This is a genomic window from Arthrobacter sp. 05L417 (assembly GCF_056397865.1).
In genome coordinates, this window is sequence record NZ_JBFTOG010000020.1 from 1 (window position 1) to 23,677 (window position 23,677).

The following is a 23,677-nucleotide window of genomic DNA, read 5'->3' on the forward strand; positions in this document are numbered from 1 at the left end:
GGACGCCGGCTCGCGTGCGGGTGGGTGGGTTTAAATGGTTCAGGCCCCGACGTGTGTCGGGGCCTGAACGTGAATGGTTGTCCGGCGGTGTCCTACTCTCCCACACCCTCCCGGGTGCAGTACCATCGGCGCTGTGGGTCTTAGCTTCCGGGTTCGGAATGGGACCGGGCGTTTCCCCCACGCTATGACCGCCGTAACCCTGTTACCCGTCCCCCGCACSGGGTGCGGGGTGGGAAGATACGTGGTTACAACTTGTCCGGACCCGGTGAAGGGTTCGGTGGTGTTGTTATTCAGTTGTTGGTTCCTGGGAGCAACAAGCCGTGGCGGGTTGTTGTTCGGGAACCACATAGTGGACGCAAGCAGTTGATCGTGTTTGTGTGGTGTAAGTTATCGGCCTATTAGTACCGGTCAGCTTCAACAGTCTTTAGTCCTGTCTTCCACATCCGGCCTATCAACCCAGTGGTCTGGCTGGGGGCCTCTCACACACGAGGTGTATGGAAATCTCATCTTGAAGCGAGCTTCCCGCTTAGATGCTTTCAGCGGTTATCCCWTCCGAACGTAGCTAATCAGCGGTGCACTTGGCAGTACAACTGACACACCAGAGGTTCGTCCGTCCCGGTCCTCTCGTACTAAGGACAGCCCTTCTCAAATTTCCTGCGCGCGCAGCGGATAGGGACCGAACTGTCTCACGACGTTCTAAACCCAGCTCGCGTACCGCTTTAATGGGCGAACAGCCCAACCCTTGGGACCTACTCCAGCCCCAGGATGCGACGAGCCGACATCGAGGTGCCAAACCATGCCGTCGATATGGACTCTTGGGCAAGATCAGCCTGTTATCCCCGAGGTACCTTTTATCCGTTGAGCGACGGCCATTCCACAATGTACCGCCGGATCACTAGTCCCGACTTTCGTCCCTGCTTGAGATGTCTCTCTCACAGTCAAGCTCCCTTGTGCACTTACACTCGACACCTGATTGCCAACCAGGCTGAGGGAACCTTTGGGCGCCTCCGTTACTTTTTAGGAGGCAACCGCCCCAGTTAAACTACCCATCAGGCACTGTCCCTGACCCGGATCACGGGCCGAAGTTAGATGTCCAAAGTGACCAGAGTGGTATTTCAACGATGACTCCACCCCCACTGGCGTGAGGGCTTCAACGTCTCCCACCTATCCTACACAAGCCACTCCGAACACCAATACCAAACTATAGTAAAGGTCTCGGGGTCTTTCCGTCCTGCTGCGCGTAACGAGCATCTTTACTCGTACTGCAATTTCGCCGAGTTTATGGTTGAGACAGCGGGGAAGTCGTTACTCCATTCGTGCAGGTCGGAACTTACCCGACAAGGAATTTCGCTACCTTAGGATGGTTATAGTTACCACCGCCGTTTACTGGGGCTTAAATTCTCAGCTTCGCCTTGCGGCTAACCGGTCCTCTTAACCTTCCAGCACCGGGCAGGAGTCAGTCCGTATACATCGTCTTGCGACTTCGCACGGACCTGTGTTTTTAGTAAACAGTCGCTTCCCCCTGGTCTCTGCGGCCCCGATCCCCTCCCACCAGCAAGTGGTGTTCAAGGTTGGGGCCCCCCTTCTCCCGAAGTTACGGGGGCATTTTGCCGAGTTCCTTAACCATAATTCTCTCGATCGCCTTGGTATTCTCTACCTGATCACCTGTGTCGGTTTGGGGTACGGGCGGCTGGGACCTCGCGCCGATGCTTTTCTAGGCAGCATAGGATCACCGGATCCCCCCAWGACGGGGGTCCCATCAGATCTCAGGATCGTCATCCAAGACACAGCGACGGATTTGCCTATCGCTGACCCTACATCCTTAGACCGGGGCAACCATCGCCCGGCCCGGCTACCTTCCTGCGTCACACCTGTTAATACGCTTACCTCCCGGGATCAGGTCCCGCGCTCGGCCAAAACCCGCACACCACAAGGGTGATTGGGCAGGCTCCGGGCGGTTAGTATCCCCCGCTTGGCATGGGCGGTCCTTCGCCGGTACGGGAATATCAACCCGTTGTCCATCGACTACGCCTGTCGGCCTCGCCTTAGGTCCCGACTTACCCAGGGCAGATTAGCTTGACCCTGGAACCCTTGATCATTCGGCGGACGGGTTTCTCACCCGTCTTTCGCTACTCATGCCTGCATTCTCACTCGTGTAGGCTCCACCGCTGGTTTACACCGCGACTTCACCGCCCACACGACGCTCCCCTACCACTCCAGACGACTGAACCACGAAGGCTTGTCTACTATCTGAAATCCACAACTTCGGCGGTGTACTTGAGCCCCGCTACATTGTCGGCGCGGAATCACTTGACCAGTGAGCTATTACGCACTCTTTCAAGGATGGCTGCTTCTAAGCCAACCTCCTGGTTGTCTTCGCAACTCCACATCCTTTCCCACTTAGCACACGCTTAGGGGCCTTAGTTGGTGGTCTGGGCTGTTTCCCTCTCGACTATGAAGCTTATCCCCCACAGTCTCACTGCTGCGCTCTCACTTACCGGCATTCGGAGTTTGGCTGACGTCAGTAACCTTGTAGGGCCCATCGGCCATCCAGTAGCTCTACCTCCGGCAAGAAACACGCAACGCTGCACCTAAATGCATTTCGGGGAGAACCAGCTATCACGGAGTTTGATTGGCCTTTCACCCCTACCCACAGCTCATCCCCTCCATTTTCAACTGAAGTGGGTTCGGTCCTCCACGACGTCTTACCGTCGCTTCAACCTGGCCATGGGTAGATCACTCCGCTTCGGGTCTAGATCACGCCACTACACTCGCCCTGTTCAGACTCGCTTTCGCTACGGCTACCCCACACGGGTTAACCTCGCGACGTAACACTAACTCGCAGGCTCATTCTTCAAAAGGCACGCCGTCACCAGAATCAGACTGGCTCCGACGGATTGTAAGCACACGGTTTCAGGTACTGTTTCACTCCCCTCCCGGGGTACTTTTCACCTTTCCCTCACGGTACTGGTCCGCTATCGGTCATTAGGAAGTATTTAGGCTTATCAGGTGGTCCTGACAGATTCACACGGGATTTCTCGGGCCCCGTGCTACTTGGGATCCTCTCCAGGCGGCACACAACATTACGGTTACGGGGCTAACACCCTCTCCGGCCGGCCTTTCAAGACCGTTCACCTATGCTCAYGCTCTCACCCCACCGGTCCGGCAGAACCAGTACGGAAAGTCCCACAACCCCGCCCATGCAACGCCCGCCGGCTATCACACATGGAACGGTTTAGCCTCATCCGCGTTCGCTCGCCACTACTAACGGAATCACTCTTGTTTTCTCTTCCTGCGGGTACTGAGATGTTTCACTTCCCCGCGTTCCCCCCACGCACCCTATGTGTTCAGATGCGGGTCACCAGATCACGCAAAACGCGTCTGGCGGGGTTTCCCCATTCGGACATCCTGGGATCACCGTTCGGTTATCAACTCCCCCAGGCTTATCGCAGATTCCTACGTCCTTCTTCGGCTCCTAATGCCAAGGCATCCACCGTGTGCCCTTAAAAACTTGACCACACAAGATCAAAAAACTTCTCGAGAGAACCAGACCCCCAAAAAGAGGGCCGGGTTCATAAAAAGAAATTGCTGTAAGACACGAAACAAACCCCAAGGGCCTGCCCGTGCCTAGATGCTCGCGTCCACTATGTAGTTCTCAAACAACAACCCCGTACCACACACCCCCGCACCACAACCACCCCCGAAAAGGGACAGCCRTGCACGCACGAAGACCATGCAGCCAGGAAACCAGAAACACCCAAACCCGCCAGGAAAAACCACGCAAACCACACAGGCCACGCACCCTCCCCGACGGCCCTGTTGCCTCAGGACCCAACAGTGTGCCAAACACGAAAACCGGACAACCCCCTACCCGCACCGTTCCAAAACACCCACCACAAAAGTGAAGGCATCCGTACTGGACACAGGAAAAGAACCAACCGGCCGCTATCTGCTGATATTCCACCCATGAGCACCCACCGCAGAACAGACGCCTGCGCAATGGGCTTTGCTTCCACACACCCCCAACCAACCATGCGGAAGGAAGAAGGGCGATAATGGTGCTCCTTAGAAAGGAGGTGATCCAGCCGCACCTTCCGGTACGGCTACCTTGTTACGACTTAGTCCCAATCGCCGGTCCCACCTTCGACGGCTCCCCCCACAAGGGTTAGGCCACCGGCTTCGGGTGTTACCAACTTTCGTGACTTGACGGGCGGTGTGTACAAGGCCCGGGAACGTATTCACCGCAGCGTTGCTGATCTGCGATTACTAGCGACTCCGACTTCATGGGGTCGAGTTGCAGACCCCAATCCGAACTGAGACCGGCTTTTTGGGATTAGCTCCACCTCACAGTATCGCAACCCTTTGTACCGGCCATTGTAGCATGCGTGAAGCCCAAGACATAAGGGGCATGATGATTTGACGTCGTCCCCACCTTCCTCCGAGTTGACCCCGGCAGTCTCCTATGAGTCCCCGCCATCACGCGCTGGCAACATAGAACGAGGGTTGCGCTCGTTGCGGGACTTAACCCAACATCTCACGACACGAGCTGACGACAACCATGCACCACCTGTAAACCGACCGCAAGCGGGGCACCTGTTTCCAGGCGTTACCGGTTCATGTCAAGCCTTGGTAAGGTTCTTCGCGTTGCATCGAATTAATCCGCATGCTCCGCCGCTTGTGCGGGCCCCCGTCAATTCCTTTGAGTTTTAGCCTTGCGGCCGTACTCCCCAGGCGGGGCACTTAATGCGTTAGCTACGGCGCGGAAAACGTGGAATGTCCCCCACACCTAGTGCCCAACGTTTACGGCATGGACTACCAGGGTATCTAATCCTGTTCGCTCCCCATGCTTTCGCTCCTCAGCGTCAGTTAATGCCCAGAGACCTGCCTTCGCCATCGGTGTTCCTCCTGATATCTGCGCATTTCACCGCTACACCAGGAATTCCAGTCTCCCCTACATCACTCTAGTCTGCCCGTACCCACTGCAGAACCGGAGTTGAGCCCCGGTCTTTCACAGCAGACGCGACAAACCGCCTACGAGCTCTTTACGCCCAATAATTCCGGATAACGCTTGCGCCCTACGTATTACCGCGGCTGCTGGCACGTAGTTAGCCGGCGCTTCTTCTGCAGGTACCGTCACTTTCGCTTCTTCCCTACTGAAAGAGGTTTACAACCCGAAGGCCGTCATCCCTCACGCGGCGTCGCTGCATCAGGCTTGCGCCCATTGTGCAATATTCCCCACTGCTGCCTCCCGTAGGAGTCTGGGCCGTGTCTCAGTCCCAGTGTGGCCGGTCACCCTCTCAGGCCGGCTACCCGTCGTCGCCTTGGTAGGCCATTACCCCACCAACAAGCTGATAGGCCGCGAGTCCATCCAAAACCGCAAAAGCTTTCCACCACCACCACATGCGTGGAGCGGTCGTATCCGGTATTAGACCCAGTTTCCCAGGCTTATCCCAGAGTCAAGGGCAGGTTACTCACGTGTTACTCACCCGTTCGCCACTAATCCCCCCAGCAAGCTGGAGATCATCGTTCGACTTGCATGTGTTAAGCACGCCGCCAGCGTTCATCCTGAGCCAGGATCAAACTCTCCGTTGAAGTAAAACAAAAACAGACACAACCACAACCACCGGAAATAACGGCAGAAGAGCTGCACAAAATTTGAAACCAGCACACAATCCGATTACTTCTCGGAACAAATTCAGTTGAATTCGACGTTCCGCATTTCCTCGCTGCGATGTTTCTACTTTATTTCATTCATTTCAACTTTGCAAATCCAGGATTTCTCCGGAAATTCACCCAAGCGAATCGAATTTCCCCACAGAGTCTATAAATCGTCCGATTTCCAGACTTTTGGTCTAAACCGGATTATTCACATTCAATGGGATTTTGTCGCAATTTATCCGCTTCAGCGGCAGCAACTCAGAAAACGATACACGCTCCCCCGGAGCCGCGCAAGTCGGCTTCGGAGGAGCGTGCAATAGGGCGTGCAACACTCCGTCTGGCGCGCCCACACCGGAACACGCCATGGAGCTACATAAGCGTCAGACGGTCACTTCGACAGTAGCCAGGTTCTTCTTTCCACGGCGCAGCAACAGGTAACGGCCGTGAAGCAGTTCCGCCGGGTCGATGACCGCGTCGGGGTCAGTCACCTTGCTGTTGTTCACATAGGCGCCGCCCTCCCCCACGGTACGTCGAGCAGCGGACTTGCTTTCGGAAAGTCCGGACGCAACCAAGAGGTCGATGATCCCCAGGCCATCCGCGCCGATCGAGGCAGACGGCAGCTCGGCAGTTGCGGACGCCAAGGTCATTTCGTCCAGAACCGAGAGGTCGCCGTTGCCGAACAACGCAGCCGAAGCGGCGATCACTTTTTCGGTCGCGTCCACACCGTGCACCAGCGAGGTGACCTCGAAAGCGAGCCTGCGCTGGCCTTCGCGTGCGAACGGGCGCTCGGCAACAGCGGCTGCGAGTTCCTCAATCTCGGCGCGGCTAAGGAAGGTGAAAACCTTGAGGCGGTCAACGACGTCGGCATCAGCGGTGTTGACCCAGAACTGGTAGAAGGCGTAGGGGCTGCACATGTGGGCGTCGAGCCAAATGGCGTTGCCTTCGCTCTTACCGAACTTGGTGCCGTCCGAGTTGGTGATGAGGGGCGTGCCCAGGGCGTGGACAACCTTGCCGTCGACCTTGCGGATGAGCTCCGTGCCACTCGTGAGGTTGCCCCACTGGTCCGAGCCACCCGTCTGCAGCACGCAACCGTAGTCGCGGTTGAGCTGGAGGTAGTCCATGCCCTGCAGGATCTGGTAGCTGAATTCGGTGTAGCTGATGCCCTCGTCGGAACTGAGACGGGAGGCAACTGCATCCTTGCGGAGCATGGTGCCCACGCGGAAGTGCTTGCCGATTTCGCGCAGGAAATCGATGGCGCTCAGGGGCGCGGTCCAGTCAAGGTTGTTCACCATGCGTGCGGCATTGTCGCCCTCGAAGCTGAGGAAGCGTCGGACTTGGGCCTGAAGGTAGCCGACCCACTCCGAAACGGTGTCCTTGGTGTTCAAGGTGCGTTCCGCCGTCGGGCGCGGATCGCCGATCAGTCCGGTGGAGCCGCCCACCAGGCCGAGCGGCTTGTGGCCGGCCAACTGCAGACGGCGCATGAGCAGGAGCTGGACAAGGTTGCCAAGGTGCAGTGACGGAGCCGTGGGGTCGAAGCCACAGTAATACGTGATCGGGTCCCCGGCGAGCAGCTTTTCCAGTTCCGTTTCATCAGTGGAAACGTGGATAAGGCCGCGCCATTTGAGCTCTTGCCAGATATTGGCAAAGCCCGGGTCGTTGTGCTGGGACTCGAGGTTGTTTACGTGTGACACGAGTTCTAAGTTAGCAGGATTGCCGATCAGCTTGCGTACATGGCTCAGCGCTCGATACCCGCAGGCAACGGCGCCGCGGTGATGAGGCGCAACCGCTGCGTCGGACGGGTCATGGCAACGTAGAGATCGCCCACCTTGCCGTGTTCGTGGTTCAGCATGGCAGCGGGCTCAAGGACCACCACTCCATCGAACTCCAGGCCCTTGGCTTCCCGGGGGCTGATGACCACGATGTCCTGGGAGTAGCTGCCCGCTCCAGTGCCTACGCGGTGGCCATAGACCCCACGGAGGGCTGCTGCAGCCCGAGGCAGGAGGGCGCCGTCGGCAATCACGGCGAGGAGGCCGCCGTCGATCGCTTCCAGTTCTTCCGGGAGGATCTCAACGAGCCGGTCCACCATCCCGGTTTCGTCCACGCGGTCCACGATGGGCGACCATTTGCCTTCGCGCACGGCCTTGGGAGCCGAGACAACCAGGCCCGCGCGGTTCGCCATGCGGACCGCCGCTTCGGCGATCTGCGAGGGGGTGCGGTAGTTGACGGTGAGTTCTTCGAGCTGCCAGCGGTCCCCGAACGACGGCGCGAGGGCACTGTGCCAGGAATTCGCACCGGCGGAGGAACTCGTCTGGGCGATGTCGCCAACGATGGTGAAGGACTTCAGGGGGCAGCGGCGGACCAAAAGGCGCCATTGCATGGGCGAGAGCTCCTGGGCTTCGTCCACCACGATGTGTCCGAACGCCCATGAACGGTCGCTCGTGGCACGTTCTGCCGCGGTCAGCCGTGTTTCGCGTTCCTGGTTCTGGTCCGCCAGCTCCTCGGCCGTCATCAACACGTCGACGCCCATGGCCTCCATGTTGACGAGGGTCTGCTTGGCGTTGGCGATGTCACGGGCACGGTCGTGCTCTTGTTGCGCCAGTCCCCTGCCGGCGGCAGGATCCAGCTCGCCGAGGAGCTCAGCGGCCTCGTCGAGCAGCGGAACATCGGCTTCTGTCCACGGGGCATCCGCGGGGCGAAGCAGCAGGGCCCGCTGCGACGGCGTGAGGTGCGGGGTGCAGGCCTCCAGGATGGCTGGCTTGCTGAAGAGCTCGGAAACGAGCTTCTCGGGAGTCATGGGCATCCAGCACAGGTTCAGGACGATCCTGACGTCGCGTGCCGAGCGGACGTCTTCGGCAAGGTAGGAACGGTCGGCATTGTTGCCGATGTTCGATTCCTCGACGATCTCCGTCAGCTGCTCGGTGAGCTCGCGCAGCAGGATCTTCACGAACGACACGCGTGCTTCGTTGTGCGGCTTGCCTGTGGCGCGTGCCCTGTCCCGGGCGCGGCGGACTTGCCGCACGGACAGCGTGAGCTTGCGGGAGTCAACCTCGAGGATGCGGTCCTCGGCGGGAGTCCGCTGCCGGTTGGCCACAGCGTTCGCAATCACGTCGGCCATGTTCAGCTTGCCCTTGAGCGCTGCGACATCGGGATCCTGTTCAGGCACGGCATGGATCCCGGGCATGAGGCGGCCAAGGCTCGCCATGACGACGCCGGTCTCGCCGAGGGAAGGCAGGACCCGCTCGATGTAGTGCATAAACGACGACGAGGGTCCAACGAGCAGCACGCCCGCGGACTTCAAGCGGTCGCGGTGGGTGTACAGCAGGTAGGCGGCGCGGTGGAGCGCCACGGCTGTCTTGCCGGTGCCTGGACCGCCTTGGACAACCAAGGCACCCGACATGGACGAACGGATGATCCGGTCCTGCTCGGACTGGATGGTGCCGACGATGTCCGACATGCGGCCGGTGCGCTTGGAATTCAGGGCGGCAAGGAGTGCCCCCTCACCCTGGAGCGAGGCGTTGTCCGCCAGCATGCTGGCATCCAGGACATCGTCCTCGATCGCTTTGACTTCACGGCCCTGCAGGATCAGGTGGCGACGACGGCGGACGCCCTGCCGGTCGAAGGCGGTCGCCTGGTAGAAGTGGCCGGCTTCCGGGGCGCGCCAGTCGACCATGAGCCTCTGGAGATCCGCTGTGGACAGTCCGATGCGGCCGATGTACTGCGCCTCTCCGGTGTCCAGGTCGAGGCGCCCGAACACGAGACGGTCGTCGACGGCGTCGAGCTGAGCGAGGCGGTCCTCGTACAGTGCCGCGAACGCGTCCCTTTCGGAAACGTTCTGCATGGTGCCCACCGCTCCGGCGCGCCGGACCTGCGCCAGCTGTTGGCGCTTTTCCTCCCGCAGCTCATCCAGACGCGAGTAGAGACCGGCCACGTACTCCCGTTCGTGGATCAAATCAGCGTCGTGCATCGAAACGTTCCCCTATCGAAAAAGACGGACCGTCCATTCTACAGCGGTTTTGCTTGACGTGTGTGAAACTGCCCGCACGCCGGTGCGTCACGCAATGTTCACCCTGCGCTAACCTCCTGGGCTTTTCAGTCCGGCCCCGGTGGTGCTTCAATGCTGCAATGCAGCACGACGTTGCCCTGACCCGACACGGCATCAGCCTGGTCCCGCTCTCCCCCGCACATGCCGGTCCGCTCTTCGATTTTGTGGACTCCGGGATGTGGTCCGGCATGGCCGCTGAGCAGCCCTTGAGCGCCGCGGAACTGGCCGAACTCTTCGCAGCCCGCCTCGAAGATCCGGCAACCATACCGTTTGCCGTGGTCGAACAGCGCACCGGAGCGCTGCTCGGAACCAGCTCCCTGTGCGAGTACAGTCCCCGCCAGCAGCGCCTGGAAATCGGCGGCACTTTTTACGGCCGCCCGTTCTGGGGCAGCCACGTCAATCCGGCAGCGAAGCAACTGCTGCTGGCCTACTCGTTCGATGTGCTGGACGTACACCGGGTTGCTTTCCGCTGCGATGCCCGCAATACGCGCAGCGCCTCGGCCATTCAGCGTCTCGGGGCCAGCTACGAGGGCACGCTGCGCGGGCACCGATTCGCCCCCGACGGCAGCCGCTGCGACACGGCGGTCTTCTCGATCCTGCGCGAGGAATGGCCCCGCGTGCGCGAGTCGTTGCTTGGCCGCCTGGCGCCCTTCGAGGTGCCCGACAACCACTGTGCGTATGTCGCCGAGCCTGCCCGGACCGAACACGCCGCCTGACGGATTCCTCCTGGGCTCCTACAAAGGCTTCTCGGCGGCGCGACTTCGGCCCGGCTTGTAGCGGGACACCGTGGCATCCCCGGAGAGCCAGAACCGCCATGGGTAGTCGGCGGAACCGCCGTCGCCCGATACTCCTACGCGGAGACCGCTCGCGACTGCCGATGGCGCTGCCGGGGTGACCGGAAGTTCGAGGCCGAAGGGCTCGGCCAGGGCATCCCGGCCGCTGTCCGCCGTGGTCAGCCCCAGGGCGGACGCTAGCCGGGCGGGCCCGCTGGCAAGATCGGTCAGCGATCTCGACGCCGGACGGCGGGACTGTGCCAGGGCTTGGCCGGCCACCACCTCGCCTGCCCGCAACAGCAGCGCGGACGCAACGCCGTCGGGACCGCAGACAATGTTGGCGCAATAGTGCATGCCGTACGTGAAGTAGACGTAGAGGTGGCCTGCCGGACCGAACATTGGAGCGTTCCGGGCGGTGGGTCCACCAAAGGTATGGGATCCAGGATCGGGTTGGGCCGAGCCCCGCGGACCCAGATACGCTTCCACCTCGCTGAGCCGGACGGACACCGTGCCCTCGGGTGTCCGGTGGCTCAGCACGGCGCCGAGAAGCAAGGGGGCAACGTCGCGCGGATCTCCGGAAAGGAGGCGCCGGATGGCGTCCGGGGATGCACCCTGCGTTGTCATGCCCAGACCCTAGCAAAAAACCGCCAGCTGGGCCCGTCGTCGGCAATGTCCGATTTCCGCTAGGAAGTGCTTGCCGATGCTGAAAGGATGAAGTCATGGACTTTTGGCAACGCTACCGTGCCATCGATGCGCGGGATCCCCGGTTCGACGGCCAGTTCTTCACCGCCGTCCGCTCGACGGGCATCTACTGCCGGCCGTCGTGCCCGGCACGGACACCCAAGGCCGAAAACGTCACGTTCTACGAAACCTCGGCCGCGGCGCACGAGGCGGGGTACCGCGCGTGCAAGCGCTGCCTTCCGGAGGCCGTTCCGGGCACGCCTGCGTGGAACCTGCGCTCGGACATCGCCGGCAGGGCCATGCGGCTCATCAACGACGGCGCGATCTCCCGGGTCGGCGTCGAAGGACTCGCCACCAGGCTGGGTTACTCCTCCCGCCAGCTCAATAGGATCCTGAGCCATGAACTCGGCGCCGGTCCCCTGTCCTTGGCGCGGGCCAGCCGGGCGCAGACCGCCAGGACGCTCCTGGTCTCCACCTCGATGAAACTCTCGGACGTGGCGTTCGCTGCCGGGTTCAACAGTGTCCGCCAGTTCAACGACACCATCAACGAAGTCTTCACCCTGACTCCCACAGCACTCCGGGCCACCGCGAAGCCCTTAGGCCATCAAGGCAAGCAGGGCGAGGCCACTTCGTTGACCCTCAAGCTCCCGTACCGGGAGCCTTTCGACGCGGGGATTTTCGATTTCCTCGCGGCCCGCGCGGTTCCCGGCGTCGAACTGGCGAGTTCAACAAGCTATACGCGAACCCTCCGCTTGCCCCGCGGCAATGCGGTGTTCACGGTGGAGTACGACGCCGGGGCGCGCGGCGGAGCGCTGACCCTGGCCGTCAGCACCTTGGATCTCCACGACCTTACCGTCCTGTTGAGCCGGGTGCGGCGATTGTTCGATCTCGACGCCGATCCCGTGGCCGTGGACGAGGCGTTGGCCTCCGATGCCAGGCTCGGCCCATCAGTTCGCGATACGCCCGGGATCAGGGTCCCGGGGGCCGTGGATCCCCACGAGCTGCTGATCCGGGCGATGATCGGCCAGCAAATCACGGTAGCCGCCGCCCGGACCGCTTTGACCCAACTTTCCGATGCTGGAACCCGCCTGCCGGAAGGGCACGCAGGGCACGCACTGGGCCTGGACCGTTTGTTTCCCACGGCAGAGGAAATCGCCCGCTCAGGCCGGGAATTGCTGAGGGGCCCGCAGCGCCGCATCGATTCCGTGCTGGCAGCGGCAACAGCAATGGCCAGCGGGGAACTCGACTTCGATTACGGCGACGACCCCCAAACGCTCGCTGACAAACTGTTGCCCCTGCCCGGCGTCGGACCGTGGACCGTGGGCTATATGGCGATGAGGGTCATCGGCGATCCGGACGTCTTCCTCGCCAACGATGCAGCGGTCCGGAACGGCCTCAAGAATCTAGAGGCCGCCGAAGGCCTGCCTGCCGACTTCCGCAACGTGAGCCCATGGCGTTCCTACGCCACGATGCATCTGTGGCGGGCGGCGGCAAGCACGCGCGTCAGCGCTAGTTCGCCGCGGGAACGCTCGATGGCCACGGGAGAAGCTCCGGCAAGTCAACACCGTCCGCGTCGGCGGAGGCCCGCAGGCTCCCTAGGGTAGGCGTCCGGCCGGCGAGCCAGGCCGCGATATCCGTGATCATGCCGTTGATGGCGACTGACTGCCGCCCCGAGCCGATGACCAGCTGCGGGAGGCCCAGGGGCTGAAGCACGAATTTCTGGTCTGCCGGCACGCGGGCAGAGAGGAAATCGAAGAGGTGCTCGCAGAATTGCCGGCTCCAGGTTTCCGGGCCGCGACCGATTCCCAGATCCGTGACGTGGATGACCAGTTCGCGCCAGAGCGCCAGGCCGCCGTCGAGCACTGTTCCATTCCGGAAGCTGATCCGGCTGTTCCAGCCGGACTCCACGAGCCCGTCGAAGGCCCTCAGGGCCCGCGAGAGGGCCGCTTCGGTGGCGTCACGGTGTTCAGCGAGGCTGTGGCTCGCCGCCAGCTCAATCGCCTTCGTACGGCCCTCGTAGCCGCCGTCGTAGATGTCGATGGTCTCACCGCGCGCGGCGTATTCCAGCTGCCTGGCCATGGCGTTCGAGATGCCGGCAATGTGGGCCAGTACGTGGCCGCGGGTCCACCCGGGCAGCTCGGAGGGAGCAGCAACATCGGCGTCGTCGAGTTTGGCGACAGCGTCGGTGACAGTGCCGGCTGCTTTGTGGAGCTCGGCAAGAAGCGCTGAGGTAGTGATCTCGGTCATAGCGCCATAGTATCCGACAGAGTTAACGGCTGTTAACGACCATTAACTGACAACGGCCGGCAGTTCGCGGCGGTGTCTTTCGAAAACACCGCCGCGAACTGCCGGCGTGGGGCCTTGTTGTCAGGCCGCGTACGTCCGTACTGCTGCGAGCTCCGCTTCGAGGGCAAGCAGTTGGCGTTCGACGGCGGCCGGGGCCGTTCCGCCTTGGGAGTTGCGGCTGTTGAGCGAGCCTTCGGTGCTGAGCACGGTGCGGACCTCGGGGGTCAAGTGCTCCGAAATGCCCGCGTACTCTTCGTCCGTCAGGTCCCACAACTCAACGCCGCGTCCTTCAGCCAGCTTCACCGCGGCACCGGAGAGCTCGTGTGCCTCCCGGAACGGCACCCCCTGGCGGACAAGCCACTCGGCGATGTCCGTGGCAAGCGCGAAGCCCTGCGGTGCCAACGATGCCATGCGCCCGGTATTGAAGGTGAGCGTTGCGATCATGCCCGAGACGGCGGGGAGCAGCACTTCCAAGGTGTCCGCGGCGTCGAAAACCGGTTCCTTGTCTTCCTGCAGGTCGCGGTTGTACGCGAGCGGCAGGCCCTTGAGCGTTGCCAACAGGCCGGCCAGGTTGCCGATGAGGCGCCCCGCCTTGCCGCGGGCGAGCTCGGCGACATCCGGGTTCTTCTTCTGCGGCATGATCGAAGACCCCGTGGAGTACGAATCATGGAGCGTGACGAAGGAGAACTCCTTGGTGGCCCACAGGATGACTTCCTCGGAGACGCGCGACAGGTCCACGCCGATCATCGAGCAGATCCACGCGAACTCGGCGAAAACGTCGCGCGAGGCAGTGCCGTCGATCGAATTGTGGACCGCTGAGAAGAACCCGAGGTCCGCGGCGACGGCCTCAGGATCCAGTCCAAGCGAGGAACCGGCCAAGGCGCCGGACCCGTACGGCGAGACGCCGGCCCGCTTGTCCCAGTCCTGGAACCGCTGCACGTCGCGCAACAGTGCCCAGGCGTGGGCAAGCAGGTGGTGGCTCAGCAGGACAGGCTGGGCATGCTGCAGGTGCGTCCGTCCAGGCATGGCGACGCCCTGGTGGGCCTTGGCCTGATCAACAAGGGCGTCGATCGTGGCGAGCACACCGCGGGCGATGATGCGGGCGTGGTCGCGCAGGAACATTCGGCCCAAGGTGGCCACCTGGTCGTTGCGCGAACGGCCTGCACGGAGCTTGCCGCCCAGGTGGGTTCCCGCGCGCTCAATGAGCCCGCGCTCGAGGGAACCGTGGACGTCCTCATCGCTCTCGGCAGGCTGGTAGGCGCCGCTCGCGACGTCGTCATCCAGCTGGGTGAGCGCCGCGAGCATGCCTTCTAGTTCGGCGTCGTCCAGCAGCCCCGCCTTGTGCAGCACGCGGGCATGCGCCTTGGAACCGGCGATGTCGTATCGGGCCAGCCGCCAATCAAAATGCGTGGACTTGCTCAGCGCGGCAAGCGCGTCCGCGGGGCCGCCGGCGAACCGGCCGCCCCACAGTGCGCCAGTGTTCGTTGCTTCCGATTTCGTCCCCGAACGCTCCCCAACCTCGCTGCGCTCGGCCGGGGACCCCGGCGTCCGTGGGCCCACCGACGTCATTTGCCCGAAACCCGCAGGTCGCGGCCTGCGGCGACCTTGGAGGACATTCCCCACAGCTCGATGAAGCCCTTGGCCTGCGACTGGTCGAAGGTGTCGCCGGTGTCGTAGGTGGCGAGGTCGAAGTCGTAGAGCGAGGTGTCGGAGCGGCGTCCGTTGACGATGGCCTGGCCGCCGTGCAGGACCATGCGGATGTCGCCGGAGACGTACTTCTGGGTGTCCTCGATGAAGGCGTCCAGGGAGCGCTTGAGCGGGGAGAACCACTGGCCGTCGTAGACCAGCTCGGACCAGCGCTGGCCGACGGTGGCCTTGAAGCGGGCCTGCTCGCGCTCGATGGTGACGTCCTCGAGGTGCTTGTGGGCGGTGATGAGGGCCATCGCGCCTGGAGCTTCGTAGATTTCGCGGGACTTGATGCCCACCAGGCGGTCCTCGACGACGTCGATGCGGCCAACGCCCTGGGCACCGGCGCGGCGGTTCAGTTCCTGGATGACCTGGAGCGGAGTGCGCTTGACGCCGTCGATGGCCACCGGCACGCCGGCTTCGAAGGTGATGGTGACTTCGTCCGGTGCCGGCGGGAATTCCGGGGTGGCCGTGTAGTCGTAGATGTCCTTGGTGGGAGCGTTCCAGATGTCCTCGAGGTAACCGGTTTCGACGGCGCGTCCCCAGACGTTCTGGTCGATCGAGTACGGGTTCTTCTTGGTGGTCTCGATCGGCAGTCCCTTTTCCTCGGCGAAGGCAATGGCCTTGTCGCGGGTCAGGGCGAGGTCGCGGACGGGTGCGATGCACTTCAGGTCCGGGCCCAGGGTCTGGATGCCGACCTCGAAGCGGACCTGGTCGTTGCCCTTGCCCGTGCAACCGTGCGCAACGGTGGTGGCACCGAATTCGCGGGCGGCCTTGACGAGGTGCTTGACGATCACGGGGCGCGAGATCGCCGAAACCAGCGGGTAGTGGCCCTGGTAGAGGGCGTTGGCCTTCAGCGTGGGCATCGCGTATTCGTTCGCGAATTCGTCGCGGGCGTCGGCCACGTAGGCCTCGACGGCGCCGCAGCCGAGGGCGCGCTGGCGGATGGTCTCCAGCGACTCGCCGCCCTGTCCGACGTCGACCGCCACGGCGATGACCTCGGCACCGGTGGCTTCACCGATCCAGCCGATGGCTACGGAAGTATCGAGGCCACCGGAGTAGGCCAGAACAATGCGCTCAGTCACGAGAGTGCTCCTTTGTTGTTGCTTGGTTCTTTTGAGTCAAATGCTTGGGTCGGGCCGAAGGCCCGGGTGGAATAGTGCCGGAATGGTTCAGTTGCCGGCCTGGACTAGTTTCCCGGTCCGGCTTCCTGGGCCAGCTGGAGGAATCGGGCCGCCAGTTCCGCCCCGCCGTCGGGATCCCTGGCAACCAAAAGCAAGGTGTCGTCGCCTGCGATCGTACCCAATACAGACGGCATCACCGAGTGGTCGATGGCCAGGGCGAGGAAGTTGGCGGCACCGGGCGGCGTCCGCAGCACCACGATATTGCCCGAAGCCTCGGCGGTGACCAGCAGTTCGCCGCACAGTCGGGACAGGCGCGCGTCCAGGATTTCCTGGGTGACGCCGCTTTTTGCATTGCGGTCGCCACCCTCGCCGGGAACCGCGTAGACCAGGGCACCGTCCTTGCCGCGCACGCGAACCGCCCCAAGTTCCACGAGGTCCCTGGAGAGGGTCGCCTGGGTGACTTGTACGCCGTCGTCCGCCAACAAAGCGGCCAACTCCGCCTGCGAGCGCACCGACTGACCCGTCAGGATCGCGGTGATCCGCGCTTGCCGGGCAGTCTTGGTGGCGGGGCTGGCGCCTTGCGACGCAGGATGGGTGGACACTAGAACGTGCTCTCGCCAGCGCTTTTTCCGGGAGAAACGGTGCCCCCAACGGGGGAAAGACCGTCGACGAACGCGAGTCCCGACTTGTGCATCAGCCAGGCCATGAGCGCCTTCTGGGCGTGCAACCGGTTCTCGGCTTCGTCCCACACGATGGACTGGGGCCCGTCGATAACACCTGCGGAGATTTCATAGCCTCGGTAGGCGGGCAGGCAGTGGAGCACGACGGCGTCCGGTGCGGCGTGCGCCATGGCGGCCTCGTCCACGGAGTACTCGCGGAAGAGTTGCATCCGGGCTTCTTTTTCGGCTTCCTGGCCCATGGACACCCACGTGTCGGTGGCGACGACGTCGGCGCCGCGGAGGGCTTCCGTGGCGTCGGTGGTGATGAGCACGGAACCGCCGGTCTCGGCAGCGCGCTCTTCCGCTGCCGCCACGATGTCGGCCGCTGGCAAGTAGCCTTGCGGACCCGAGATCCTGACGTGCATGCCCGCCGTGACACCGGCCAAGAGATAGGAGTTGGCCATGTTGTTCGCGGCGTCGCCCAGGTAGGCCATGGTAAGGCCCTTGAGTTCGCCCTTGTGCTCCTTGACCGCGAGGAGGTCCGCCAGCAACTGGCAGGGGTGGTAGTCATCGCACAGGGCGTTGATGACGGGAACCTTCGAGTTTTCGGCCATGGCTACGAGACCGGAGTGCGCCGAGGTGCGCCACACGATGGTGGAGACCATGCGTTCGAGGACCTTTGCGGTGTCCTCAACGGATTCCTTGTGGCCGATCTGCGCCTCGCCCGGATTGATGATGAGCGCGTTGCCGCCCATGTCGGCGATGCCGGTGGCGAAGGAGACACGGGTACGGGTGGAGGTCTTGTCGAAGATGACGGCGACGGTCTTACGACCGTTGCCGTCAGCTGCGAACGGTTGGACGCTGTACGGGGCGGCCTTCATTCGCACGGCGAGATCGAGCACTTCGGCTTGCTCGGCCGGTGTGAGGTCCGTGTCCTTGAGGAAGTGACGGGTGGTGTTCACTGTGCGTCCTTAGCGGTTTGGGCTGCGGCCTGGATGATGCCGGGCAGCGCGTCGAGGAAACGGTCGGCTTGCTCGGTGGTCAGGATGAGCGGCGGAGCCAGCCGGATGGTGCGCGGGCCGGGGCTGTTGATGATGAACCCTGCATCGAGCGCAGCAGTCACCATGGCGGGCGCGATGTCGGCGTCAAGGTCGAAACCGATCAGGAGGCCTTCGCCCCGCACTTCGGTGACGGCGTCGACGTCGGACAGGCCGGCCCGCAGCCGCGCGCCGACGGTGCGCACGTTCTCCAGCACACCCTGGCTTTCGATGGCATGCAGGGTGGCGAGGGCTGCAGCCGTGGCTACCGGGTTCCCGCCGAACGTGGTGCCGTGCTGACCGGCTGTCAGGAGCGACGACGTCGGCTCCCCGAAGGTGATGAGCGCGCCGACCGGGAAGCCGCCGCCCAGGCCCTTCGCGAGGGTCACGGCGTCGGGGACGATGCCGGCGTCTTCGCTGGCCAGCCATTTTCCTGTGCGGCCGATGCCGGTCTGGACCTCATCCAGGATCAGCAGCGCGCCGGCGGCTGTGGTGGCTTCGCGGGCGGCCCGCAGGTACTCGACGCTGAGCGGGCGGACGCCCGCTTCGCCTTGGATGGGCTCAAGGAACACGGCCGCTGTGCTTTCGTCGACGGCGGCACGGAGCGCCTCGATGTCGCCGAACGGAATGTGGACGACGCCGCCGGGCAACGGCTCGAAGGGAGCCCTGTAGGCTTCCTTGGCGGTCAAGGCCAGGGCACCCATCGTGCGGCCATGGAAGGCGCCTTCGAGGGCAATGATCTTGGTGCGCTTGCCAGAACTGTTGCGCCGCGCCAGCTTGAACGCGGCCTCGTTGGCCTCGGTGCCCGAGTTGGCGAAGAACACCTTGGAGCCGGCAGGTGCCTTGGTGATGGCCAGCAGCTTCTCGGCGAGCGCGATCTGCGTGGGGCTCGTGAAGAAATTGGAGACATGGCCCAGGGTGGCCAGCTGGCTGGCGATGACCGACGTGACGAACGGATGGGCATGGCCCAGGGCGTTCACGGCAATCCCACCCAGGAGGTCCAGGTATTCCTTGCCGTCGGCGTCCCACACAAGGGCCCCCGCACCACGGACCAGGACCCGCTGCGGGGTGCCGAAGACGCCCATGAGCGAAGAAGAATAGCGGGCAAGCCAGTCGGCTCCACTACTTACCCCAGTCATGACGGAAGCTTTGGTGCTCGATCCGGCGATAGGGGCCCGGGTGTGGTCGGGCACCGCGAAGCGGGCGGGGCCCCTATCGCCGGTCGAGCGAGAACCAACAGTTTCGTTCATGCGTTCACTTCCTCGTCGGGAACAACCTGGGTTCCGATGCCCGCGGTCGTAAAGGTTTCCAGGAGCATGGAGTGCGGCAGGCGGCCATCCACGATGTGTGCCTGCTCCACTCCTTCATCGATGGCCTTCAGGCAGGCGGCCATTTTCGGGATCATGCCGGACTCCAGGCGCGGCAGCATCTCCCGCAACTCCGTCGCCGTAAGCGAGGAGATGAGCGAGGACTTGTCCGGCCAGTTGGCGTAGAGGCCCTCGACGTCGGTCAGGATGACGAGCTTGGATGCGCCTAGTGCTGAGGCGACCGCCGCTGCGGCGGTGTCTGCGTTGACGTTGAGGACCTGGCCTGTGGTGGAGCCCGTGCCGTCGCCTTCGTCAAGGATCTCGGGGGCGACCGTGGAAATCACCGGGATGCGGCCGGCTGCGAGGATGTCCTCGATACCCGTGGGATCGACTCCCACTACTTCGCCCACCAAGCCGAGGTCCACTTCTTCGCCGTCCACCACGGTGCCGGTGCGCACGGCACGCAGAAGTCCGCCGTCCTCCCCCGACATGCCGACGGCGTAAGGCCCGTGGGAGTTGATGAGGCCTACGAGTTCGCGGCCCACTTGTCCGGTGAGCACCATGCGGACCACGTCCATGGCCTCGGGGGTGGTGACGCGCAGTCCGCCCTTGAATTCGGATTCAATGCCGAGCCGGCCCAGCATCGAGTTGATCTGCGGGCCGCCCCCGTGCACCACGACAGGGTGGATACCCACGTGGTGGAGGAAGACGACGTCCTCCGCGAAGGCACGTCGGAGTTCCTCGTTGACCATGGCATTCCCGCCGTACTTGATCACCATGGTGGTGCCGGCGAAGCGCTGGATCCACGGCAGCGCCTCGATGAGGGTCGCGGCCTTGTCCTGGGCTGTTTTTGCCGAATCGGCGCCGATCGACGTATTTTCGCGGGTGTGCGCAGTCATGGTCATCCCATCTAGCTTGAGTAGGCGCTGTTCTCATGCACGTACTCGTGCGTGAGGTCGTTGGTCCAAATGGTGGCCTCGGCGTCGCCGGCCTGCAGGTCGATTTCCACGAGCACCTCGCGGGGTTCAAGGTCCACGAGGTTGCGATCGTCACCGATGCTGCCGTTACGGCAGATCTGGATACCGTTCATGGAGACGTTGAGCTGGTCCGGCTCGAAGATCGCGTCCGTGGTGCCCACCGAGGACAGGACGCGGCCCCAATTGGGGTCCTTGCCGAAGATGGCGGTCTTGAAGAGGTTGGAGCGGGCCACGGAACGGCTCACGATTTCGGCGTCGCGCTCGCTCGCCGCATTGAACGTGCGGATGGCGATATCGTGACTGGCGCCTTCGGCGTCACCGATCAGCTTGCGGGCAAGCTCGGCGCACACCTGGGTGATTCCGGCGCCGAGCTGCTCGGCGGACGGGATGGCCTCGGAGGCTCCGGAGGCCAGCAGCACGACGGTGTCGTTGGTGGACATACAGCCGTCCGAGTCCGTGCGGTCGAAGGTGACGCGCGTGGCGTCGCGGAGCACGACGTCGAGCTCTTCCGCCGGGACCTGGGCATCAGTGGTGAGCACCACCAGCATGGTTGCGAGGCCAGGAGCCAGCATGCCGGCGCCTTTAGCGATGCCACCTACCGTGAACGTGTTGCCCTCGGCATCGGTGCCCGTGAAGACTGCTTCCTTCGCCACGCTGTCCGTGGTCATGATCGCCGTAGCGGCCGCCGGACCGCCGTTCTCGGAAAGCTCCGCGTACGCCGCGTCGATGCCCGGGATGATCTTGTCCATGGGCAGTTGCTCACCGATCAGTCCGGTGGAGCAGACCACGACGTCGGAGGCGGAGATCCCGAGGACAGCCGCCACTTTTTCGGCGGTTGCGTGGGTATTTTGGAATCCCTGCGGACCGGTGCAGGCATTGGCCCCGCCGGAATTCAGCACCACTGCGTCAACGCGCCCGTCGGAGAGAACCTGGCGGGACCAGTGCACGGGAGCCGCGGCGACGCGGTTGGAAGTGAAAACGGCCGCTGCGGCTTTGAGCGGGCCGTCGTTGACAACCAGGGCGAGGTCGGGATTGCCCGATGCTTTGATGCCTGCTTTGACGCCGGCGGCCCGGAATCCCTGGGGGGCGGTGATGGTCACGGGGCAACTCCTTGGACGTTGAGGCCGGCGGATTCGTCCAGGCCGAGGGCAATATTCATGGACTGCACAGCGCCGCCGGCGGTCCCTTTGGTCAGGTTATCGATGGCGCACGTGACAATCACACGGCCGGAATGCTCGTCGAAGGCCAACTGCAGGACGGCGTGGTTGGAACCCTGCACCGATTTGGTTGTGGGCCATTGGCCTTCGGGCAACAGGTGGACGAACGGTTCGTCGTCGTACGCTTCAGCCCAGGCAGTGCGGAGTTCGGCAGCCGTGACGCCGGCCTTGACCTTGGCTGTTGCCGTGCTCAGGATGCCGCGGCTCATGGGCGCGAGAGTGGGAGTAAAGGACACAGTGACGGGTTCACCGGCCGCATTGGAAAGTCCTTGTTCGATCTCGGGGGTGTGGCGGTGTCCGCCGCCCACGCCATAGGGACTCATGGAGCCCATGACCTCTGAACCGATGAGGTTCACTTTGGCCGCCTTGCCGGCGCCGGACGTGCCGGAGGCGGAAACTATCACCACGTCGTCGGGCTGGAGAAGCTTATTGGCGAAGCCGGGCGTGAGGGCGAGGAGGGCCGACGTCGGGTAGCAGCCGGGCACGGCAATCCGTTTCGCCCCCTTCAGGGCGTCGCGCTGGCCGGGGAGTTCCGGCAGCCCGTAGGGCCAGGTTCCGGCATGGGCCGAGCCATAGAACTTTTCCCAAGCCGCGGGGTCTTCGAGCCGATGGTCCGCGCCGGCGTCGATCACCAGCGTGCCTTCCGGCAGCTGCGCCGCGATCTCAGCCGAGGCTCCGTGCGGGAGCGCGAGGAACACGACGTCGTGGCCCGCGAGGTTCTCCACGCTGGTGTCCTCGAGAATCCGGCTGGCCAAACCATGGAGATGCGGCTGCAACTCCCCTAGTCTGGAACCGGCATTGCTGTGCGCAGTGATGGCACCAATGGTCACGTCCGGATGGCCTGCCAGGAGGCGCAGCACCTCTCCCCCGGCATAGCCGCTGGCACCGGAGACGGCAACAGAAATAGTCATGGCAAGACTATACAGCAAAACTATTCATAGTTGCCGATATTTATGCACGTCTTTTTTTGGACCCTATCGGAGCATCTCGTCTCGGCACAGCCTCTTAGGGAGCGTATGCTGAATAGAGGGTGATCTAGACCGTGCAGCCGATCGTCGGCTGCAGCGTTGCCCGTTAATGTGTTACGGGGCAACTGCATATGTCACAGACCTCCACTACGGAACGTCCTACCAAGGGCGTCCGGCCACCCAACGCCGTCGTGCTCAGCTATTCCGAACTCCTCAAGACGGTCCGCGCGGAAGGGTTATTGAAGCGCCGCGTCGGCTTCTACATCAGCGTTTTTGCTTCCCTGGTCCTCTTGCTGACCGGCACCTGGTTCGGCTTCGCGCTGATCGGCCCCAGCTGGTACCAGCTTCTCATCGCGGCGGCCCTGGGCATCCTTTGCACCCAGTTGAGCTTCCTGGCCCATGAGGCCGGCCACCGCCAGATTTTTGCCTCGCGCAGGGCCAATGACTGGTCCGCCCGCATCCTGGCCACGTCGGTTGCCGGCATCAGTTACTCCTGGTGGGAACAGAAGCACGGCGCACACCACAACAACCCGAACGTGATTTCCAAGGACCCGGACATCAAGACCGGAGCCCTGGCCTTCCATGTTGAAGCCGCCGCAGGCAGGCAGGGACGCTTCGCGTTCCTCACGCGCCGGCAAGGCTGGTTCTTCTTCCCGCTCCTCATGCTGCTGGGCATCAGCCTGCAGTGGGAGTCGTTGATGTACATCTGCCGGCCCGGAGCCATCAAGCACCGCTGGGTAGAGACGCCCATCCTCCTGGCACGGCTTCTCGCGCTGCCGGTCCTCGCCTTCACCTTCCTTCCGCTTGGGATGGCATTTGCCTTCCTGGGCGTCCAGATCATGGTGTTCGGCTTCTACATGGGTGCTTCCTTCGCCCCGAACCACAAGGGCATGCCGGTCCTCCCGGCAGACTCCCGCGTCGATTTCCTGCGTCGCCAGATCCTGACAGCCAGAAACATCTCCGGCGGCCCCTTCATGAACATCCTCCTGGGCGGCCTCAACCACCAGGCGGAGCACCACTTGTTCCCGGACATGGCCCGCCCGCACTTGCGCCGCGCCTCGGAGATCGTTCGAAGCTACTGCGAAAAGCACTCCATTCCCTACACCGAAACCACGTTGATGCAGTCGTACGCCATCGTTGTGCGGTACCTCAACGAGGTAGGACTCGCCGCGGGCCGCGGCTTTGACTGCCCCGTTGCCTCCGCGCACGGCAGGGGCTGACACGCCCGGAAGACCCAGGGCACATTACGGCGAACCACGGCG

Annotated in this window: 15 protein-coding genes and 3 rRNA genes; 3 read left to right on the plus strand and 15 right to left on the minus strand. The window is 63.2% G+C overall.

Features of this window, described 5'->3' with window-relative positions:
* Positions 1-79 precede the first annotated feature (79 nt).
* From rrf to AC1DJW_RS15025, 5 genes are all read right to left on the minus strand, one after another.
* Positions 80-196 (minus strand): 5S ribosomal RNA (gene rrf / locus AC1DJW_RS15005).
* Between the two features lie 181 nt (positions 197-377).
* Positions 378-3,517 (minus strand): 23S ribosomal RNA (locus AC1DJW_RS15010).
* Between the two features lie 552 nt (positions 3,518-4,069).
* Positions 4,070-5,592 (minus strand): 16S ribosomal RNA (locus tag AC1DJW_RS15015).
* Together the 16S, 23S and 5S rRNA genes form the textbook arrangement of a ribosomal RNA operon.
* 446 nt (positions 5,593-6,038) lie before the next feature.
* Positions 6,039-7,349 (minus strand): tyrosine--tRNA ligase, encoded by a 1,311-nt coding sequence (tyrS, locus tag AC1DJW_RS15020; RefSeq protein ID WP_284753538.1) that lies wholly within the window; start codon positions 7,347-7,349, stop codon positions 6,039-6,041.
* A 44-nt stretch (positions 7,350-7,393) separates the two neighbouring features.
* On the minus strand, positions 7,394-9,622 hold the full coding sequence (locus tag AC1DJW_RS15025) for an AAA family ATPase (protein WP_284753539.1): 2,229 nt from the start codon (positions 9,620-9,622) through the stop codon (positions 7,394-7,396).
* Positions 9,623-9,780: 158 nt separating this feature from the next.
* Between AC1DJW_RS15025 and AC1DJW_RS15030 the strand changes: the two genes are divergently transcribed.
* Positions 9,781-10,416 (plus strand): GNAT family N-acetyltransferase, encoded by a 636-nt coding sequence (locus AC1DJW_RS15030; protein WP_284753540.1) that lies wholly within the window; start codon positions 9,781-9,783, stop codon positions 10,414-10,416.
* Between the two features lie 18 nt (positions 10,417-10,434).
* Here AC1DJW_RS15030 and AC1DJW_RS15035 read toward each other — a convergent pair whose 3' ends face one another.
* Entirely contained in the window at positions 10,435-11,097 is a 663-nt protein-coding gene (locus AC1DJW_RS15035; protein WP_476901769.1) for a DNA-3-methyladenine glycosylase, read from the minus strand.
* Positions 11,098-11,192: 95 nt separating this feature from the next.
* On the opposite strand from AC1DJW_RS15035, the gene AC1DJW_RS15040 reads away from it, so the two are divergent.
* Positions 11,193-12,758 (plus strand): AlkA N-terminal domain-containing protein, encoded by a 1,566-nt coding sequence (locus AC1DJW_RS15040; RefSeq protein WP_476901770.1) that lies wholly within the window; start codon positions 11,193-11,195, stop codon positions 12,756-12,758.
* Here the strand turns inward: AC1DJW_RS15040 and AC1DJW_RS15045 are convergent.
* From AC1DJW_RS15045 to argC, 9 genes are all read right to left on the minus strand, one after another.
* Positions 12,664-13,401, minus strand: a complete 738-nt coding sequence (locus AC1DJW_RS15045; protein ID WP_476901771.1) for a maleylpyruvate isomerase family mycothiol-dependent enzyme — start codon at positions 13,399-13,401, stop codon at positions 12,664-12,666. The two genes, AC1DJW_RS15040 and AC1DJW_RS15045, sit on opposite strands and share 95 nt — an antisense overlap.
* A 120-nt stretch (positions 13,402-13,521) precedes the next feature.
* On the minus strand, positions 13,522-15,009 hold the full coding sequence (argH, locus tag AC1DJW_RS15050; RefSeq protein ID WP_476901772.1) for an argininosuccinate lyase: 1,488 nt from the start codon (positions 15,007-15,009) through the stop codon (positions 13,522-13,524).
* Positions 15,006-16,211 (minus strand): argininosuccinate synthase, encoded by a 1,206-nt coding sequence (locus tag AC1DJW_RS15055; protein ID WP_078105636.1) that lies wholly within the window; start codon positions 16,209-16,211, stop codon positions 15,006-15,008. The genes argH and AC1DJW_RS15055 overlap by 4 nt, the downstream gene beginning before the upstream one ends.
* Before the next feature lie 104 nt (positions 16,212-16,315).
* A complete protein-coding gene (locus AC1DJW_RS15060) occupies positions 16,316-16,852 on the minus strand; it encodes an arginine repressor (protein ID WP_078105637.1) in 537 nt (178 codons plus the stop codon).
* On the minus strand, positions 16,852-17,871 hold the full coding sequence (argF, locus tag AC1DJW_RS15065; RefSeq protein ID WP_459340786.1) for an ornithine carbamoyltransferase: 1,020 nt from the start codon (positions 17,869-17,871) through the stop codon (positions 16,852-16,854). The genes AC1DJW_RS15060 and argF overlap by 1 nt, the downstream gene beginning before the upstream one ends.
* Entirely contained in the window at positions 17,868-19,085 is a 1,218-nt protein-coding gene (locus AC1DJW_RS15070) for an acetylornithine transaminase (RefSeq protein WP_476901773.1), read from the minus strand. The genes argF and AC1DJW_RS15070 overlap by 4 nt, the downstream gene beginning before the upstream one ends.
* A gap of 107 nt (positions 19,086-19,192) precedes the next feature.
* Positions 19,193-20,152, minus strand: a complete 960-nt coding sequence (gene argB / locus AC1DJW_RS15075) for an acetylglutamate kinase (RefSeq protein WP_284753550.1) — start codon at positions 20,150-20,152, stop codon at positions 19,193-19,195.
* 11 nt (positions 20,153-20,163) lie between these two features.
* A complete protein-coding gene (gene argJ / locus AC1DJW_RS15080; RefSeq protein ID WP_284753552.1) occupies positions 20,164-21,330 on the minus strand; it encodes a bifunctional glutamate N-acetyltransferase/amino-acid acetyltransferase ArgJ in 1,167 nt (388 codons plus the stop codon).
* Positions 21,327-22,358 carry an N-acetyl-gamma-glutamyl-phosphate reductase gene (argC, locus tag AC1DJW_RS15085; RefSeq protein WP_390282837.1) on the minus strand — a complete coding sequence of 344 codons (1,032 nt, stop codon included), beginning with the start codon at positions 22,356-22,358 and terminating at the stop codon, positions 21,327-21,329. The genes argJ and argC overlap by 4 nt, the downstream gene beginning before the upstream one ends.
* A 188-nt stretch (positions 22,359-22,546) precedes the next feature.
* Here argC and AC1DJW_RS15090 point away from each other — a divergent pair, with 188 nt between their 5' ends.
* Positions 22,547-23,635 (plus strand): fatty acid desaturase family protein, encoded by a 1,089-nt coding sequence (locus AC1DJW_RS15090; RefSeq protein ID WP_284753554.1) that lies wholly within the window; start codon positions 22,547-22,549, stop codon positions 23,633-23,635.
* Positions 23,636-23,677: the final 42 nt, after the last annotated feature.

What these genes read in the sequence shown, in the direction of transcription:
- AC1DJW_RS15025 (WP_284753539.1), bottom strand. Translation starts at nt 9,622, where the DNA reads ATGCACGACGCTGATTTGATCCACGAACGGGAGTACGTGGCCGGTCTC.
- AC1DJW_RS15030 (WP_284753540.1), top strand. Translation starts at nt 9,781, where the DNA reads ATGCAGCACGACGTTGCCCTGACCCGACACGGCATCAGCCTGGTCCCG.
- AC1DJW_RS15035 (WP_476901769.1), bottom strand. Translation starts at nt 11,097, where the DNA reads ATGACAACGCAGGGTGCATCCCCGGACGCCATCCGGCGCCTCCTTTCC.
- AC1DJW_RS15040 (WP_476901770.1), top strand. Translation starts at nt 11,193, where the DNA reads ATGGACTTTTGGCAACGCTACCGTGCCATCGATGCGCGGGATCCCCGG.
- AC1DJW_RS15045 (WP_476901771.1), bottom strand. Translation starts at nt 13,401, where the DNA reads ATGACCGAGATCACTACCTCAGCGCTTCTTGCCGAGCTCCACAAAGCA.
- argH (WP_476901772.1), bottom strand. Translation starts at nt 15,009, where the DNA reads ATGACGTCGGTGGGCCCACGGACGCCGGGGTCCCCGGCCGAGCGCAGC.
- AC1DJW_RS15070 (WP_476901773.1), bottom strand. Translation starts at nt 19,085, where the DNA reads ATGACTGGGGTAAGTAGTGGAGCCGACTGGCTTGCCCGCTATTCTTCT.
- argB (WP_284753550.1), bottom strand. Translation starts at nt 20,152, where the DNA reads ATGACTGCGCACACCCGCGAAAATACGTCGATCGGCGCCGATTCGGCA.
- argC (WP_390282837.1), bottom strand. Translation starts at nt 22,358, where the DNA reads ATGACTATTTCTGTTGCCGTCTCCGGTGCCAGCGGCTATGCCGGGGGA.
- AC1DJW_RS15090 (WP_284753554.1), top strand. Translation starts at nt 22,547, where the DNA reads ATGTCACAGACCTCCACTACGGAACGTCCTACCAAGGGCGTCCGGCCA.